The sequence below is a fragment of the Cellulomonas sp. KH9 genome, from assembly GCF_900114185.1.
GTDB lineage: Bacteria > Actinomycetota > Actinomycetes > Actinomycetales > Cellulomonadaceae > Cellulomonas.
On the sequence record NZ_FOSE01000005.1, the window covers coordinates 143,838 to 159,686 of the forward strand.

Sequence of the window (15,849 nt, forward strand, 5' to 3'; positions counted from 1 at the left end):
ACGTCGTTTCGAATCTCCGCCATCTCCCCGAGAGAACTGCGCCATCGTAGGTCTGGGATCGGTTCGCCTACCAGTCCATACACTTGCCAGATCCGATTTAGTGTATTTGCCCGGGGGGTTTTACTGCCGACCGGTTCCAAGTAGCCTCGACCATCCCTTCGCGGAAGCGCTGGCCTATCGCTACTCTCGTGGCTCCTGGACAACTCGATGCGAGCATCCCAGACGCTGTCCATAGAACTGCCAGTGGTGGCCGCAAAACGGTGACGGTAGTGCAGCATTCGGAGCCCGTGCCGAAGATCTCCCACCTGGCATCCAGATGACTCGACACTCTCGTGGACGAGTTCTACGCAGTTCGAAATCAGCGCCTCAAACTCGGCCATTGCCATTACCGCCGCGCCCGCGCGAACATCTCGGCTGACGTTCTTCCAGGAGAGGGCGCGGTTTAGCTGCAAGACATCAGCCACATATACCGAGAACCAACACTGGTCGAGCCGCTTCTCGAAAGCGGCTTCATAATCAGCGATAGTCACTGGTCTCGAACTGGGTCGTCACCCCGAAGGAGCCCATAGGACAACTCCACCCGCTCATCCAGCTTCCCGGGGGTGTTATGCCCGCCACCCGAGACTGCGCGCAAGCGAGAATCTTCCTTCCAACCGTCCTTCGGCGCGGCTTCTACTCCGTCGTCATTGACTCGAGCGCTCGCGAGAAGTGCGGCCTCAAACGGCACCATAGGCGTGGCGTGATAGCCGACACGCAGGTATGCAGACCCACTCAGAACGTTCTGAAGGAGTCGAACAGCGCTCTCGAACTCCTCACGGAACTTCTGCTCAGGAAAGTCTGTCCTCCATCGACTCATGCATGCATTAAGGAAGGGCTTGATTGGGCCGCGATAGTCGGATCGAGCGTGCCTGTACGCAAAGAACTTAAGTACCGTCTCCTCCAGCGTCCCGTCGCGAAGCCGCGCCTCATCTATCTGAATCAGTGATTTAAATTCTGGGAGCTTGGCCATGTCGTGCAAGAAGGCAACAAAGGGCCCCCTGTACACTGCGTTCCTGACTTCCTGGTTGGTGAGTCTTAGCGATCCAGCATTCAATCGGTCGAACAACTCAAAGCGGACGTCATAGTCCGACTTATCCGTTAGCGCCGTAACCTGGAGGGTCGTTCGTGAGAAATGGAGCTGAAGTTCTTTTGGAAGGTCGCGGAACGACTTTCCGTTAAGTTGCGGAATTGTCTCCAGTTCGTCGAGCACCAACGGGCCATCCTTGCTTAGGGCAGTCAATCTCTCCGGCGACGGCGAGACGAAGTGCACAAGTGTGGAGAGCCGCTGGAGTCCGTCAACAACCTCGAGGGTGAAGTCGTCGTTTGTTGCGACAAAGATCGATGGCACTGGCAACCCGAGCATCAGCGACTCAATGAGCCTGGATTCACTCTGGACGTCCCACCGAAATAGTCGCTGATACTCTGGTGAGACGTTCAACTCACCCTCCGCGACCATCCTGACCAGCTCACGAACGGAGAAGTTTGTCGTCTGCACGTCGACGTTTCGCCGACGCTCATTGACGATGCTTGTAAGCGACTCAGGATCGGTCATCCTCGTCCTCCCCTAGGTTGGGAGTCGATCGTAGGGCATCCCGTCGCGCGTGTACGCGTATCGAATGTGGCCCCTCGGCACCGTAGTGCGCCGAACGAGGCTGCCGACGACTCGTCGCCGGGGTGCGCCCCGTACATCACGAAGGCGTAGCGTCCGAAGGGTGCGTGCAGCGGCCCGGCGGGTCCCCTGGTGGCTCGTCGCGGTGGTGGTCGCCACGGCGCTGGTCGGCACGGGCCTGCTGCCCGCGGCGGACGCGGTCGCCCTGGCGGGGCACACCGGGCCGGTGCTCCTCCTGCTGCTCGCGCTGACCCTGGTGGCCGAGCTGTGCGCGGCGGCCGGGCTCTTCGACGCGGCTGCCGGGGTGACCGCACGGCTCGCGCGCGGCCGACGGTGGGCCCTGTGGCTGCTGGTCGTCGCGCTGGCCACCGCGTCGACGGCGGTGCTGTCCCTCGACACCACCGCAGTGCTGGTGACACCGGTGGTCATCACGCTGGCCCGCCGCACCGGCAGCGACCCGCTGCGGTTCGCGCTGGTCGTCGTCGCGCGCTCGCGGCCCGCTGAGGCGTGCGCCGCGCGAGTCGGTCGCCGTCGCTACCGTGAACCATGGCCCTCGACCGCGCCCTGCTCGACTGGCTCCTCGACTCCGATCCTGCGCTGCGGTGGCAGGTCGAGCGTGACCTCGTCGGTGCGCCCGAGGAGGTCTGGCGGGCGACCCGGGCGCGTGTCGCCACCGAGGGGTTCGGTGCGCGGCTGCTCGCGCTGCAGGACGACGACGGCCAGTGGGCGGGCGGCGCGTACTTCCCGCGGGGGTTCGACTTCGACGGCCCCGAGGCGCTGCCCGGCGCCGGTCAGCCGTGGACGGCGACGACGGAGACGCTCAACACGCTGCGCGACTGGGGGCTCGACGCGCGCGTGCTCGCCGGCACGGCTGACAAGCTGAAGGAGAACAGCCGCTGGGAGTACGACGACCTGCCGTACTGGGGCGGCGAGGTCGACTGCTGCATCAACGCCTTCACGCTCGCGAACGGCGCGTGGCTCGGCGCGGACGTCAGCGGCCTCGCGGCGTGGCTCCCCGAGCACCGGCTGCCCGACGGTGGCTGGAACTGCGAGTGGGTGGAGGGCTCCACGCGCTCGTCGGTGCACTCGACCCTCAACACCGTGAAGGGCCTGCTCTCGTACGAGGCCGCGACCGGCTCCGACGCACTGCGTGCCGCTCGGCACGCTGGTGAGGAGTACCTGCTCGAGCGCCGGCTTCTGCGCCGAGTGACCGACGGCGAGCCACTCGGCCCGTGGGTGACGGTGTTCTCCTACCCGTTCCGCTGGCGGTTCAGCACGCTGAACGCTCTCGACCACTTCCGCGCGGCGTCCCTGCACGACGGCACCGCGCCCGACGCGCGCCTCGCGGAGGCGGTCGAGACCGTGCGCGCCGCCCGGCAGCCCGACGGCACGTGGCTGCAGGAGCACCGGCTGCCGGGGCGCGCCTGGTTCGAGGTCGACGTGCCGCCCGGCGAGCCGTCGCGGTGGCTGACGTTCCACGCCGCCCGCGTCCTCGCGTGGTGGGACGGCGAGGCCTGAGGAGCTCGGACGTCGACGTGACCGTGTGCGGCGCGGTGTCTGGCGGTCGTGGGCACCCCACCCACAGCACGCACCACGTGGTTGCTGTTATTGCAGATGCGCCTACTATCGACGCATGGCGGCACACGCGCACTCCACGACTCTCGACCCTGCGGACCCGGTCATCCGGTCTGGCGCCAGAGAACTGGCGGACCGACTGGTGGGCGACACTCCGGTCGAGGCGGCCATGCGCGCGTTGCTCGATGATGTCGCGCACGGTGCACGCGTCGTGGTGCTGCGCGCCGAGGACGAGGTCAGTCCCGCGAAGGCGGCACAGATACTCGGTGTGACACGGCAGTTCGTCGACCGCTTGTGCGAGGACGGCGTCCTCCCCTTCCGCCGCCTTCCCGGCAGCCGACACCGCCGCATCCGCGTGCAGGACGTCGTGGATGTCGCCACCGAGCGCGAAGAGCGCCGGACCGGCGCCGACTCGATCCGCGCAGCTCTCGGGGCATAGGTAGGTGGCCCGCCTCCCACGGGTCTTCATCGACACGAGCGAGCTGTTCCCGTTCACGATCATGGACGTCCTGCTCACCCTGGCCGAGGATCTCCTGTTCACCTGGGTGTGGACCGATGAGGTCCTCGCCGAGTGGGAGGACGTCATCGTCCGTGAGGGCCGACGCACGACAGAGTCTGCGGCGTCGGTCAGCGCTGCCGTGCGCCAGCACTTCGGGAGGCACCGCATCGACCCTGCCCGCTACCGGGACAAGATCACCGACGACCTCTCACCCGACCCTGACGACCGCGCGCACGCAGCGGCAGCGATCCACGGTGACGTCGACGTGCTGCTGACCCACACCATGAAGCACCTGCGCACGGAGCCTGTCCTCGCCGCCGGAGTCGCGGTCGCACCCGAGTTTGCCGAGCGTCCGCGCTCGCGTCGTGCGGAGAGTGATGGCGGGACTGGGCATCGAGCCGATGACGGACCCGATCAGCCGGCCGTTGCAGTCGCAAAGTCCTCCAGCAGGCCGCCCCACCCGCCGGGCGAACCGAGGGACGCGCGCATCTCCACGGCCCGCTTCGCGTACGCCTCGAGACCGCGGTGCTCGAAGTCGACACGTGTCGTGACGGCGCCGTCCGCGCCCGTCATGCCCGTGAACCGCACCTCGACCTCGGTGAGCAGCCCGGGGTCGTACGCCCAGTCGGCGCTGATCTGCCACGCCAGCACCAACCGACCCGGCGGCTCCCAGGCGAGCACGCGGCCCCACGTGCACTCGGCCCCGTCGGCGTCGCGCTCGTACCAGCGACCGCCCTCGCGGGGCTCGACGACGACGTCGACGAACGGCTGGTCGCCCAGGTGGTAGTCGCCCTTCCACCAGCGCGCCATCCCGGCGGTGAAGACGTCGAACGCGCGCTCGGGGGACGCGGCGACGGTGAGGGTCCGGACGATCGGCGCGGTGTCGCCCGCGGGGACCGGGCTGGTGGTGCCGACCTGCTGCTCGGTGCTCATGGGCTCTCCTCGGGTGCGGCGGGGTCCTGCTCGACTGCACGGGCGTACGCGGCGAGCGAGTCGTCCCAGAACCTGTCCAGGTACGCGCGCAGGGCCGCGACGCCGCGGGTGTCCAGCCGGTAGACGCGCTGGGTCCCGACGGCGGTGTCGGTGACGAGGCCGGCGTCCTTCAGCACGCGCAGGTGCTGCGAGACGGCCGGCCGGCTCACGGGCAGGCGTGCGGCGAGCTCGCCGACCGGCTGCGGCCGCTCTGCGACCAGTTCCAGGACGCTGCGACGCGTCGGGTCGCCGAGGGCGTCGAGGACCGTTCCGTAAGTCGTCACGAACGGTAAGTTACGACTGACGGACAAACGGGTCAAGAGGGACGGAGCCCGCCAACCCCGATCAGGTGCTGCCTCCTCTCCTTGCCCCAGGAAGCACCCGTCCAGCGCGCTGGCGTCGAACCCGTCGCCGCCGATCGAGGGAGGCCGTCGTGAGCCGCGTGGGTCGACGTCAGGGGTCGACCGAGGCAGACCGGCGCTCGGCCTGGCTGATCCTGCGCGACCGCTTCCCGAGCGCCGAGCACCTGGCGGGCAGCGACGTCCCGGTGCGCGTGCTGTACGGCACCGCCGACGACGTCGTGCCGTCGCGGCTCTCGGCGGAGCTCGCGGCGCGTGTGGGCAACCTGCAGGGCGAGGTGGCGGTGCCCGGAGCCGGCCACAACGACGCGATCTGGTTCGGGCCGCGCCTCGCGGACGAGGTGGTCGAGCTCTCGCAGGCGGTCGTCGGCTAGCTCGCCGACAGTTGCGGCGTGACCTCGTAGGACGTCAGGCGGGCGCGCTTGGTCGGCAGGTCGACCTCGGGGCCGAGGGTGAAGCCGATCCGTTCCACCACGCGCAGCAGGGCCGCGTTGCGGGCGTCGGGCTCGCCGACGATCCGTGTCGCGCCCGTGCCGTCCGCCAGCACCTGGCACATCGCGCGCAGCAGCCGCGGCGCGTAGCCCGCGACCGGGCGTGGGGGCCGGGCACCGACGAGCACGTGCGCACCGAGGTCGCCGGGCTGCACGTCGTAGACCTCGCCCACCGGGTCGTGCGCGGGCTCGTACGCCTGCACGAGCGCGACGGGCATGCCGTCGATCCGCACGAGCAGCGCGTGGTGGTGCGCCATCGCGTCGACCACCGCGTAGGTCTCCCGCAGCTCGGCGACCGTCAGCCCGCCCAGCCCCCAGAACGCCGTGCCGCGGGCCGTGCACCACGCGTGCAGCGTCGGGATGTCGACGTCGAGGTCGAGCACCGCGGTGGTCAGCACGCCGAGGCCGTCGACGGGCCGCTCGTCGAGCACGGACCCGCCGGGGAGCCCGGCCCACACCGACGTCAGGCCCACGGCGCCCGTCCCGACGCTCACTCCCCTTCCCCCGCCGGCGGCTCGGGGGTCAGCCGCGCCCAGTCGGTCACGACCTCGACGGTCCCCGCCACCGCCCACGTCGCGTGCTGGTCCGCGAAGTGCGGGCTGCGCGGGTCGCCGCTGCTGCCGAACGGCACGCCCCAGCGGCTGCGCGACCGGTCCTGCAGGTCCCACACCCACCGGGCCACCGACCCGCGGAACGCGCCGTCGGTCACGCCGGGGACCGTCCCGGTGCAGCGCACGGTGTCCTGGTCGCCGCCGAGCGGCAGCGCCGGGACGACGGGCACGGCCGCCCCCGGGACGTCCGCCAGCAGGTGGGCCGGGAGCACAATGTGCCGCGCTCCCCAGGTGCCGCCGTCCGCGAGCGCGGCGACCTCCTCCAGCGCGGCCCGCACGTGCGCGGGCCCGTCGATGCCCAGGTCGACGCGTCCGAGCAGCGCGGGCAGCGCCGCCCCGACCCGCCCGCGCAGGCTGAACCACGCGTCGAACGCCGGGCCGGCGAAGTGCGAGGCCCCGAGCGCGCTGACCGCGGGCTCCTCGACGAGGCGGGCGACCAGCACGGCGCGCAGGTCCGCGAGCAGCGCGGCCTGCGGGGACTCCGCGTCCATGTGCAGGTCCCACGCCAGCAGCGCGTCACGGACCGCCTCGGCCGCCGGGCTCAGGCCGTCGAGACCCGCGACGTGCCGCAGCAGCCGACCGGCCCCCGCCCAGTGCGTGTCGCCGTGGACGTCGCCCAGGTCGCCGACGCGCCACACCGCCCGTCCGGCGAGCAGGTCGGTGATGCGCGCCGCGCGGTCCGGTGCGTAGACGCTGCCGTGGTCACGGTCCGCGGTGGCCGGTCGCTCGTTCGCGTCGACGGCGACGTCCGTGACCTCGCGCGGCGCGGCCAGGGCGCGCCACCGGCGCGGTGCGTGCGTGGGGTCCCACGCGCGCAGCGACAGCAGGCGGTCGTCCGGCGCGCGGTCGGCCACGCGGCCCGCGTCGAACGTCAGCACCGTCCCGGTCGAGTCGGCGGCCAGGACGCGGTTGACGGGGTCGACCCAGCCGGTGAGCGCGGCGGCGACGTCGTGCGCGGTGCGGGCGCGCAGCAGCGGGCGCAGGCACGCGAACCCGAGGTCCGCGTCGACCTGTGCCTGCAGCCGCACGGACCGCGCCTCCTCCAGCCCGGCGCGCGGCAGGGCCCCGGTGACGACGCCGTCCTGGTCGAGGGGGCGTCCCGGCGGCATGCCGCGCACGACGACGGGCCCGCGATCGGTCTCCAGGACGTCGACGGTCAACGGCTCCCCGCCGCGTACGCGCACGTGCACGGTGTGGGAGGTGACGGGCTCCGTGCCGTGCGGGCCGAAGGCCTGCCAGCCGTCGTCGTCGCGCAGCAGCAGCTCGCGGTACAGCTCGGCGGCGTGCGCGGCGGCGTTGGTGATGCCCCACGCGGCGCTGCCGGTGTGACCGAAGTGCGGCAGCCCGGGGACGCCGGGGAACGCGAGCCCGAGGACGTCGTACTCGGGGCATGCGAGGCGGATCTGCTGGTAGGGGCCGGGCAGCTCCAGGACGCGGTGCGGGTCGCCCGCGAGCAGCGGCACGCCCGTCCCGGTGCGCGAGCCGTGCAGGGCCCACGCGTTGGAGCCGCTGGTCGGCCCGTCGGCGGCGGGGTCGAACAGCCGCACGAGGTCCAGGGGGTCGACGTCGGCGAGCCCGGGGTGACCGGAGTACCGGGCGGTGCGCACCAGGTGGTCGTGCCACAGCACGCGCGGGAACGTCGAGAACAGCGCGTGGTTCACGAGGAACACCCCCAGCGGCGCCCACGCCGGCCACGGGTCGTCGGGCGTGGTGCCGCCCAGCACCCGGTCGAGCTCGTCGACCTCGACCGGCCGCGGCGCCGAGGCGAGCCCGGCGTCGACCCCGGCCGTGTACGCGTCGACCCACGCGCGGTCGTCGCCGCCGAGCGCGGCGTACGCGCGCTGCGCCAGGTCCGGCAGCCGCAGGCGGTGCGCGACGACGTCCCACGCGATGCCGCCTTCCCCGAGGTGCTCGGCGAGCCGACCCTCGGCACGCCAGCGGTCGGCCTGCACCTGCCACGTGCGGTCCCGCGCGGTCACCCAGCCCTGCCCGTACGCGAGGGAGTGCTCGTCGGACGCGCGCACGTGCGGCACGCCCCAGTCGTCCCGGAAGACCTCGAACGCCATCACGCACCGCCGTCGCGCGCGACCGGGTTGGCCAGCGTCCCGGCGTAGACGAGGGACGACGACTGGTCCGCCAGGTCGACCATCTGCAGCGTGTTGCGCAGCTGCAGGCGGTTGAGGCACGAGTGCGCGAACCGCGGCGCGCGCAGGTCGACCCCCGACGGCAGGTCCGGGTGGTCGGCGTGGTGCGCGTCGATCGTCTCGGCGACGACGCCCCAGAACGTGTCCTGCGCGATCACGCCGTCGGTGACGAGGATCGCGGCGAGGTGCCGCAGGACGCCGTCGAGCACGTCGGTGAAGATCGCGAGCGCCTTCTCTTCGTCGTCGACGACGGCGCGGATGCGATCGACGTCGGGCGGCAGCGGGCGCCTCGACAGGACGGCGACCTCCTCACCGATGTCCTTGAGCAGCGCGCCGACGGGCACGTGGTCCTGCCACACGATCAGCACGTTCTCGCCGTGCGGCATGAACGCCAGGTCGTGCGCGCGCAGGCAGTGCACGAGCGGGCGCAGGTAGACGCGCAGGTAGGCGCGCAGCCAGTCGGCGGGGTCGAGGCCGGACGCGCGGACGGCGGCGGTTGCGTAGGCGTCGCCGGCCGCGTCGCGGTGCAGCAGCGCGGCCATCGTCGCCGCACGCTGCCCGGGCCGCAGCAGCGGCACGGGCGACTCGCGCCACAGCGCGGCGAGCATCTTGCGGTGCGCGTTGGGCTGCGGTGTGCGGTGGTAGACGTCGCCGGTGTACCCGACCGACGCGTGCTCGCGCAGCACGCGCACGCCGCACGCGGCCAGCTCCGGGTCGGTGTGCACGAGGTCGGCGACCCAGTCGTTGATCGCGGGCGTCGCGCGCATGTACGCCGGGCTCAGGCCGCGCAGGAACCCCATGTTCTGGATCGCGACGGCCGTCTTCACGTAGTCGCGGTGCGGGGTCGTGACGTTGAGGAACGTGCGGATCGACTGCTGCGCGCGGTACGCGTCGACGGACTCGCCCAGCAGCACCAGGGCGCGGCGCGCGACGTCGGGGGCGAACGTCACCGCGACCTTGTGCTCCCACTGCCACGGGTGCACCGGCAGGTAGCGGTAGTCGGCCGGGTCGAGGTCCACGGCGCGCAGCCGGTCGGCGAACCCGGCGAGGACCTCGGGACCGAGCTCGCGCACGTACAGCGCGTCCTCGTCGAGCCCGGCGCCCAGGGCCAGGTGGCTGCGGTCGCGCCGCACGGCGAGCCACACCAGCCGCACGTCGCGGCCCGCTTCCGGGGCGTAGGCGTCGTGCTCGCTCACGCCGTAGCCGATCCGCCCGTTGTTCGCGACGAACCCCGGGTGCCCCTCCGTCATCGCGGCCTCCACGACGGGGAGGTCGGCGTGCAGCAGGTCCGCCACCGGGGGCCCGGGGTGCGCCCGCTTGTACGCGGCGGACGCGAGGGTCGCCGAGAGCTCCTCCAGGTAGAGCGCCAGCAGGTCGTCGGGGATGCGCAGCAACGGCTGCAGCTCGAGCACGAGGTCGAGGACGTCGAGGTCGGCCGGGGTGCCGTCGACGTGCCGGGTGAGGGTGGGCTGGTCGACCACCCAGTGCTCCAGCGCGAGGCGCCGCGCCCGGAACCGGTACGCGACCTGCCCCGCCGGGGTGTCGAGCGCGACGACGTAGGCGTCCGGGCCGGCCGCGCGGTCGCGCGCGGGTGCGAGCAGGCGCTCGTGCGCGAACTCCGCCAGCGCCTTGGCGACGAGGTGCCGCTGCGCGGCGGCCAGGTGCTCGGGGGTCAGGTGGTCGGCGGGGTGCGGGCCGGGCGCGACGCGGTACGGGGCGTGCACGGTCCGGTGCGCGGTGGGCGCGGCGTGGTGTGCGGCGTGGTGCGCGGTGGGCGCCGCAGATGCGTCGGTGGGAGTGGTCATCGCAGGTCCTCACGGGGGGCACGAGCGCCCGGGACGGTGGCGGGGCCGGGCGCCGGAGGCGTGCGCAGCCCGGGTCCCGGGCCCGGGTCGGTGGTGCGCGGCCGGCTGCCCAGGCGGCTCGCGGCGAAGTCCTCGCGCGTGCACACCGACAGGGCCGCGCGCTTGCCGGGCAGGTCGATCTCCCGCACCACGCGGAACCCCGCGGCGGCGTTCTTCGCGGCGATGGCGGTGTTGCGCACGTCCGGCTCGACGACGACCCGCTGGGCGCGCAACGTGCCGAAGCAGAAGCGCAGGGTCGCGGCCATGACCGCGTCCGTGAGGCCGTGCAGCGGTGCGCCCTGCGGGGGCGCCACCAGCAGGTGCATCCCCACGTCGCCCGGGCGGGCCCGGTACAGGCCCTTGAGCAGCACCCGCGACGGGTCGTACGTCTCGACCATGAACGTGGGACGGCCCGCGACGCGGCCGAGCCACGCGTGCTCGTCGGTCGATGCCGCGAGCCGCTGCTCGTAGGCGAGCACGTCGTCGAGGCCCAGGTCCGTCATCCGCCAGTACGCCGACGCGGGGTGCGTGAGCCAGTGGTGCAGCGTGAGGGCGTCACGCTCGGGGACGACGCGGTCGAGGCGGACCGGGCCGATGCGCTTCCAGGCCTCGTCGCGGACCGTCGAGGCGGACAGCGGCTCGGTCGGCAGCGAGCGTGGCGTGCTCATGCGCCCGTCCCGGCGGACGCACCGACGGTCCCGGCCGGCACGGGGCTGCCGTCCCGGGGCACCCCGAAGTCCTGGAACGCGATCCGCGTCTCGCGCGGGTACACCTCGCGCCCGCACACGGCGGCGAGGATCGTCGACGACCGCCACGCACCGAAACCCAGGTCCGGTGCGGTGACGCCGTGCGTGTGCTCCTCGCCGTTCTGCACGAAGACGCGGCGGCGGCCGCCGTCGACCGAGTAGTCCCGCGCGACGGCCAGCCGCCCGTGCTCGTCGCGGTCGAGGCGGTCGGCGATCGGCGCGATCACGTCGGGGACCTGTGCGGCGTAGCCCGTGGCCAGCACCAGCGCCTCGGTGGTGCGCTCGTGCTCGACGCCGAGCTGCGCGTGGTGCAGCCGCAGCGTGTACCGCTCGCCGTCCCACACCGCCCGGCGCACCTCGGTGTCGGTCAGCAGGGTCGTCGGCACGGGCCCGGCGGCGCTCATGCGGTAGAGGGTGTCGTAGATGTCGTCGACGAGGGAAGCACTGATGCCCTTGGACAGGCTCCGCTGCTCGCGCGCGAGCCGGTCGCGCAGGGCCGTGGGCAGGGCGTGGAAGTGGTCGGTGTACTCCGGCGACGTCATCTCGAGCGTGAGCTTCGTGTACTCCATGGGGAAGAACCGCGGCGAGCGCGTCACCCAGTCCAGGCGCGGGCCGCCCGGCCCGGTCGCGTCGAGCAGGTCGCGGTAGATCTCGGCGGCCGACTGCCCGGACCCGACCACCGTCACCGACCCGGCCGCGCGCAGCCGGTCGCGGTGCGGCAGGTACTGCGACGAGTGGACCACCGGCCCGTCGAGCCCGCGCAGCGCGGCGGGCACCACGGGCTGCGTCCCGACGCCGAGCACGACGTGGCGCGTGCGGTACGACTCGACGCCGTCGGCGGTGCGGGCGTGCACGACGTAGAGGTCGGGATCGTGCGGGTCCACCTCGACGGCCGTGACGTCGCGGTCCCAGCGCAGCGACGGGAGCTGCTGCGCGACCCAGCGGCAGTACGCGTCGTACTCCGCACGCAGCGGGTAGAAGCTCTCGCGGATGTAGAACGGGTACAGCCGCCCGGTGGCCTTGAGCCACGCGAGGAACGAGTACCGGCTGGTCGGGTCGGCCATCGTCACGAGGTCCGCGAGGAACGGCACCTGGATCGTCGCGCCCTCGAGCATCATCCCGGGGTGCCAGCGGAACTCCGGGGCGCGGTCGAGGAAGACGGTGTCGAGGTCGAGGGGGTCCGCGAGCGCGGCCAGACCCAGGTTGAACGGACCGACGCCGACGCCGACGACGTCGTGGACGCGGGCGTCGGGGCGGACGGTCGGCAGGGCGGGGGTCGCCGTCACCGGGCCACCGCCTCGTCCTGACGCAGCAGGTCCTCGCCCTCGAGCAGGCCGGCGGCCGTCTGCCGCACGAGGTCCAGCACGCCGCGGACGTCGTCGACCGTGGTCGCGGGGTTGAGCAGCGTGAGCTTCAGGCACGGGCGCCCGTCGAGCGTGGTGCGGGCGACCAGGGCACGCCCGGAGTCGAAGAGCACCCGGCGCACCCGCCCGACCAGGGCGTCGGCGCGGGCGTCGTCCAGGCCGGCGGGCTGGTACCGGAACAGCACGGTCGACAGGTCGGTGGGCGACAGCAGCCGCAGGTCGGGGTCGGCGTCGACGACGTCGTGCACGGCGGCCGTGAGGTCGATCGTCGCGTCGACCATCTCCCCCAGCCGGTCCGGGCCGAGCGCCCGCAGGGTGGCCCACAGCTTGAGGGCGTCGAACCGGCGCGTGGTCTGCAGGGACACGTCGACCTGGTTCGGCTCGTCCTCGCCGGCGGGGTTGAGGTAGTCGTTGTGGTGGGCGACCAGGCGCAGGTCCGCCGCGTGCCGCACCACCAGCGCGGAGGACGACACCGGCTGGAAGAACGCCTTGTGGAAGTCGACGGTCACCGAGCGGGCGCGCTCGACGCCGTCGAGCAGGTGCCGGCGCGTACGGCTGACCAGCAGGCCGCACCCGTACGCGGCGTCGACGTGCAGCCACACGTCCTGCGCGTCGCACACGTCCGCGATCGCGGCGAGCGGGTCGACGCAGCCGCGGTCGGTGGTGCCCGCGGTGGCGACGACGGCCATCGCGTGGCGCCCCTCCCGCTCGATGCGCCGCAGCGCGATGGCCAGGGCGTCGGGGCGCAGACGGCCGCGCTCGTCGACGGGCACGAGGCGGACCGCGTCGGGTGCCAGGCCCAGCAGGCGCGCGGACCGCTGCACCGAGAAGTGGCTGGACGCGGTGGCCAGCACGACGAGGTCCGCGAGCGCGGCACCGGGCCGCGACACCAGCGCGTGCTCCCGGGCGACGAGCAGCGCGTGCAGGTTCGACTGCGTCCCGCCCGACGTGAACACCCCGCCCCCGGCGACGAACCCGAGGCGGCCCGCGGTCCATGCGACGAGCCGGCGCTCCATCAGCGTGCCGACGGTCGACTGGTCGTACGTGTCCACGCTCGGGTTGACGGCCGCGAGCACGGCCTCCGCAGCGACCGCCGGCAGCGCGACCGGGCAGTTGAGGTGGGCCGTGTACGCGGGGTCGTGGAACCAGACGGCGTGCTGCGCGAACAGGTCGTCGACCTCGCGCAGCGCCGCGGGCGTACCGCAGCCGGGGCCGTCGAGGTCGGCCGCGTCGACGAGCGCCTGCAGGTGCTCGCGGCTCGCACCGGAGAACGGCTGGGTGGTGGTGCGGAACCGGGTCGCGACCCGGTCGACGGTGCCACGCAGGGCGTCGACGTAGGCGTCGGCGCTCGCGGCGGACAGCAGCTCGTGCACGCGTGGTGCTCCCCCTGGACGGACGCGTGCCGCGGACGGACGCGTGGTGAGGTGTACCTAAGTGAGGCTCGCCTAACCTACGCGAACGGGAGGATCCGTCAAGGGCGCGTCCGCGGTGCGTCGGATGGGTGGGCCGGCGTCCGCACACGCTCACGCTGTGGACGTCCGTCCAGGTCAGCGCCTCGCCGCCGGGGCGCGACCCTCGCTCAGGTGCGTGCGGCGCCGCGTGCGGCGGCGGCCCGGAGGCGGTCCGCCAGGGCCGCGACCTCGTCGCGCAGCGCGTCCGGGGTGACCACGTCGAAGTCCCAGCCGAGCCCGGCCAGCAGGCGGGCCATGCCGTCGAGACGCTCCACGCGCGCCTCGAGCAGCACGCCGTCGGCGTGCTCGCTCACGCGCCCCACGCTGGGCGGCAGCTGCTCGCGCGCCTCCGCCACGGTGGTCCGCAGCACGACGGCGACCTCGTGCGACCACCGCACCGCACCGATGCCGGCCACCACCTGCGCACCGGCGTCGAAGTCGTCGGGCACGTCGTAGGAGCCGCCGGCCTGCTCGACCGACGCGATCCGGTCCAGGCGGAACGTCCGCACGTCCCCACGCCCGTGGTCGAGCCCGGTGACGTACCAGCGGCCGGAGTGCAGGACCACCCCGTAGACGTCGAGCTCGCGCCGCGACTCCCGCCCGTCCCAGGAGGTGTACGCGATGGCGACGGTGCGGCGCGCCTGCGCGGCGGCGGCGAGACCCAGGAGCGTGTCCGTGCCGGCCGGGACGGCCGTGCGGACCGGCGCCGTGAACTGCGCGGTCGACAGCAGGCTCTCGAGCCGGGCGCTCAGTGCCCGCGGCAGCACGCGCGTCACCTTGGCCAGCGCGCTGGCCGTCGCCACGCGGCCGGTGGTGGCGACGCCCGACCGCTCCGCGAGCGTGAGGCCCAGGACGACGGCGACGGCCTCGTCGTCCGTGAGCATGAGCGGCGGCAGCTTGTGGCCCGGCGCGAGCCGGTACCCGCCGTACCGGCCCCGCTGCGACTCGACGGGGATGCCGAGGTCGGCGAGGTGCTCGGCGTACCGCCGGACCGTGCGCTCGTCGACCTCGAGCGCGGCGGCGAGGTCGGCGACCGTGCGGCGCCGGCCGGTCTGGAGGAGCTCGAGCATCGCGAGGACGCGCGCGGTCGGGCGGGTCACGACCCTCCTCCGCGCCTCGCACCGAGGTGCGTCGGACTCGTTCGGCATACCGGGCGGATCCTGTCCACAATTGACTCTAGCGTCGGGGTCATGAGCCCCACCACCTACGTCCTCGTCCCCGGCTTCTGGCTCGGCGCCCAGGTCTGGCAGCCCGTCGCCGATGCGCTGCGCGAGCAGGGTCACGTCGTGCACGCCGTCGACCTCACCGGCATGGGCGAGCGCGCCCACCTCGCCACGCCCGGGACGGACCTGACGACCCACGTCGACGACGTCGTGCGCCAGCTCGAGGAGCAGGACCTGCACGACGTCGTGCTTGTCGGGCACAGCTACGGCGCGCTGGTGACGACCAGCGCTGCCGACCGGGTGCCCGATCGCGTGGCGCGCCTGGTGTACGTCGACACGGGCCCGCTGCCGGACGGCACGGCCCAGGCCGACTTCGACGGCCCCGACGCCCGCGCGGCCAACGAGCGCACGGTCATGACCGACGGCGAGGGCTGGAGGCTCCCGCCCCCGCCGTGGGCCGCGCTCGCCGCCGACGTGCCCGAGGTCGACGACGCCGCCGTCGCCGCACTGGTCGCCGGCTCGCAGCCGCAGCCGTGGCGGACCGCCACCGAGCCGGTCGCGCTGACGGGCGCCTGGGAACGACTGCCCCGCACGGGGGTGCTGTGCAGCTTCGGCGTCGAGCAGGTGCAGGAGATGGCGCGCCACGTGCCGCTGTTCGCGCACATGGTCGACGGCGACTGGACGTACGTCGAGCTCCCGACCTGGCACTGGCCGATGGTGAGCCGACCGGCACAGCTCGCCGAGGTGCTGGGGGCGGCCGGGCGCTGAGCGCCCGCGGACGGGGCGGTCGCCGCGGGCAGCGGCCCCGACCTCCGACCGCGACCCGGCGGTCGGCGCTCAGTCGCCCGTCGGGTCGCCCTCGGGCTCGACATCCGGGTTCGCGGGCACCGGCTCGCCCGGCGCGGGCGGGTCGTCGGACGGCAGGTCGGAGAAGTTCGGCTCGTCCGGGACGGCTCCGGGGTCGGGGATCGGGCTGCTCATG

Annotated in this window: 15 protein-coding genes and 2 pseudogenes; 6 read left to right on the forward strand and 11 right to left on the reverse strand. The window is 73.2% G+C overall.

The genetic code is table 11. The features are described 5' to 3' along the window. Positions 1–526: 526 nt before the first annotated feature. The gene (locus tag BMZ16_RS16415; RefSeq protein WP_089802477.1) at positions 527–1,591 is read right to left on the reverse strand and encodes a DUF262 domain-containing protein; all 1,065 of its coding nucleotides are present in this window, start codon (positions 1,589–1,591) and stop codon (positions 527–529) included. 64 nt (positions 1,592–1,655) lie between these two features. Between BMZ16_RS16415 and BMZ16_RS19415 the strand changes: the two are divergent. From BMZ16_RS19415 to BMZ16_RS20090, 4 genes and pseudogenes are all read left to right on the forward strand, one after another. Next, positions 1,656–2,123, forward strand: a pseudogene (locus tag BMZ16_RS19415) (SLC13 family permease); the annotation flags it as partial. Positions 2,124–2,194: 71 nt separating this feature from the next. Further along, positions 2,195–3,166, forward strand: coding sequence for a squalene cyclase (locus tag BMZ16_RS19420; RefSeq protein WP_177199749.1), 972 nt, complete (start codon positions 2,195–2,197; stop codon positions 3,164–3,166). A gap of 115 nt (positions 3,167–3,281) precedes the next feature. Beyond that, positions 3,282–3,662, forward strand: a complete 381-nt coding sequence (locus BMZ16_RS16425) for a helix-turn-helix domain-containing protein (RefSeq protein ID WP_089802479.1) — start codon at positions 3,282–3,284, stop codon at positions 3,660–3,662. Positions 3,663–3,666: 4 nt separating this feature from the next. Further along, positions 3,667–3,990: pseudogene (locus BMZ16_RS20090) on the forward strand (PIN domain-containing protein); the annotation flags it as partial. A 146-nt stretch (positions 3,991–4,136) separates the two neighbouring features. Here the strand turns inward: BMZ16_RS20090 and BMZ16_RS16440 are convergent. Both BMZ16_RS16440 and BMZ16_RS16445 read right to left on the reverse strand, forming a co-directional pair. Next, a complete protein-coding gene (locus tag BMZ16_RS16440) occupies positions 4,137–4,655 on the reverse strand; it encodes an SRPBCC family protein (RefSeq protein WP_089802482.1) in 519 nt (172 codons plus the stop codon). Continuing rightward, positions 4,652–4,978: an ArsR/SmtB family transcription factor gene (locus BMZ16_RS16445; protein ID WP_089802484.1), complete on the reverse strand. Its 327-nt coding sequence runs from the start codon at positions 4,976–4,978 to the stop codon at positions 4,652–4,654. The genes BMZ16_RS16440 and BMZ16_RS16445 overlap by 4 nt, the downstream gene beginning before the upstream one ends. A 149-nt stretch (positions 4,979–5,127) precedes the next feature. Between BMZ16_RS16445 and BMZ16_RS16450 the strand changes: the two genes are divergently transcribed. Next, positions 5,128–5,427, forward strand: coding sequence for an alpha/beta hydrolase family protein (locus BMZ16_RS16450; protein ID WP_143082871.1), 300 nt, complete (start codon positions 5,128–5,130; stop codon positions 5,425–5,427). Here BMZ16_RS16450 and BMZ16_RS16455 read toward each other — a convergent pair. The 7 genes from BMZ16_RS16455 to BMZ16_RS16485 form a co-directional block, all read right to left on the reverse strand. Further along, positions 5,424–6,038 carry a GNAT family N-acetyltransferase gene (locus tag BMZ16_RS16455; protein WP_177199750.1) on the reverse strand — a complete coding sequence of 205 codons (615 nt, stop codon included), beginning with the start codon at positions 6,036–6,038 and terminating at the stop codon, positions 5,424–5,426. The two genes, BMZ16_RS16450 and BMZ16_RS16455, sit on opposite strands and share 4 nt — an antisense overlap. After that, the gene (locus tag BMZ16_RS16460; RefSeq protein WP_089802490.1) at positions 6,035–8,221 is read right to left on the reverse strand and encodes a penicillin acylase family protein; all 2,187 of its coding nucleotides are present in this window, start codon (positions 8,219–8,221) and stop codon (positions 6,035–6,037) included. The genes BMZ16_RS16455 and BMZ16_RS16460 overlap by 4 nt, the downstream gene beginning before the upstream one ends. Continuing rightward, positions 8,221–10,104 (reverse strand): IucA/IucC family protein, encoded by a 1,884-nt coding sequence (locus tag BMZ16_RS16465; protein WP_089802492.1) that lies wholly within the window; start codon positions 10,102–10,104, stop codon positions 8,221–8,223. Before BMZ16_RS16465 ends, BMZ16_RS16460 begins: the two co-directional genes overlap by 1 nt. Beyond that, a complete protein-coding gene (locus tag BMZ16_RS16470) occupies positions 10,101–10,811 on the reverse strand; it encodes a GNAT family N-acetyltransferase (protein ID WP_089802494.1) in 711 nt (236 codons plus the stop codon). Before BMZ16_RS16470 ends, BMZ16_RS16465 begins: the two co-directional genes overlap by 4 nt. After that, entirely contained in the window at positions 10,808–12,175 is a 1,368-nt protein-coding gene (locus BMZ16_RS16475) for a lysine N(6)-hydroxylase/L-ornithine N(5)-oxygenase family protein (protein ID WP_255366761.1), read from the reverse strand. Before BMZ16_RS16475 ends, BMZ16_RS16470 begins: the two co-directional genes overlap by 4 nt. Continuing rightward, positions 12,172–13,626 (reverse strand): pyridoxal phosphate-dependent decarboxylase family protein, encoded by a 1,455-nt coding sequence (locus tag BMZ16_RS16480; RefSeq protein ID WP_089802496.1) that lies wholly within the window; start codon positions 13,624–13,626, stop codon positions 12,172–12,174. Before BMZ16_RS16480 ends, BMZ16_RS16475 begins: the two co-directional genes overlap by 4 nt. A 206-nt stretch (positions 13,627–13,832) precedes the next feature. Further along, positions 13,833–14,804: a helix-turn-helix transcriptional regulator gene (locus BMZ16_RS16485; RefSeq protein ID WP_089802497.1), complete on the reverse strand. Its 972-nt coding sequence runs from the start codon at positions 14,802–14,804 to the stop codon at positions 13,833–13,835. Positions 14,805–14,894: 90 nt separating this feature from the next. Here BMZ16_RS16485 and BMZ16_RS16490 point away from each other — a divergent pair, with 90 nt between their 5' ends. Continuing rightward, a complete protein-coding gene (locus tag BMZ16_RS16490; RefSeq protein ID WP_089802499.1) occupies positions 14,895–15,635 on the forward strand; it encodes an alpha/beta fold hydrolase in 741 nt (246 codons plus the stop codon). 69 nt (positions 15,636–15,704) lie between these two features. Here BMZ16_RS16490 and BMZ16_RS19425 read toward each other — a convergent pair whose 3' ends face one another. Then, entirely contained in the window at positions 15,705–15,848 is a 144-nt protein-coding gene (locus tag BMZ16_RS19425) for a hypothetical protein (RefSeq protein ID WP_177199751.1), read from the reverse strand. Position 15,849: the final 1 nt, after the last annotated feature.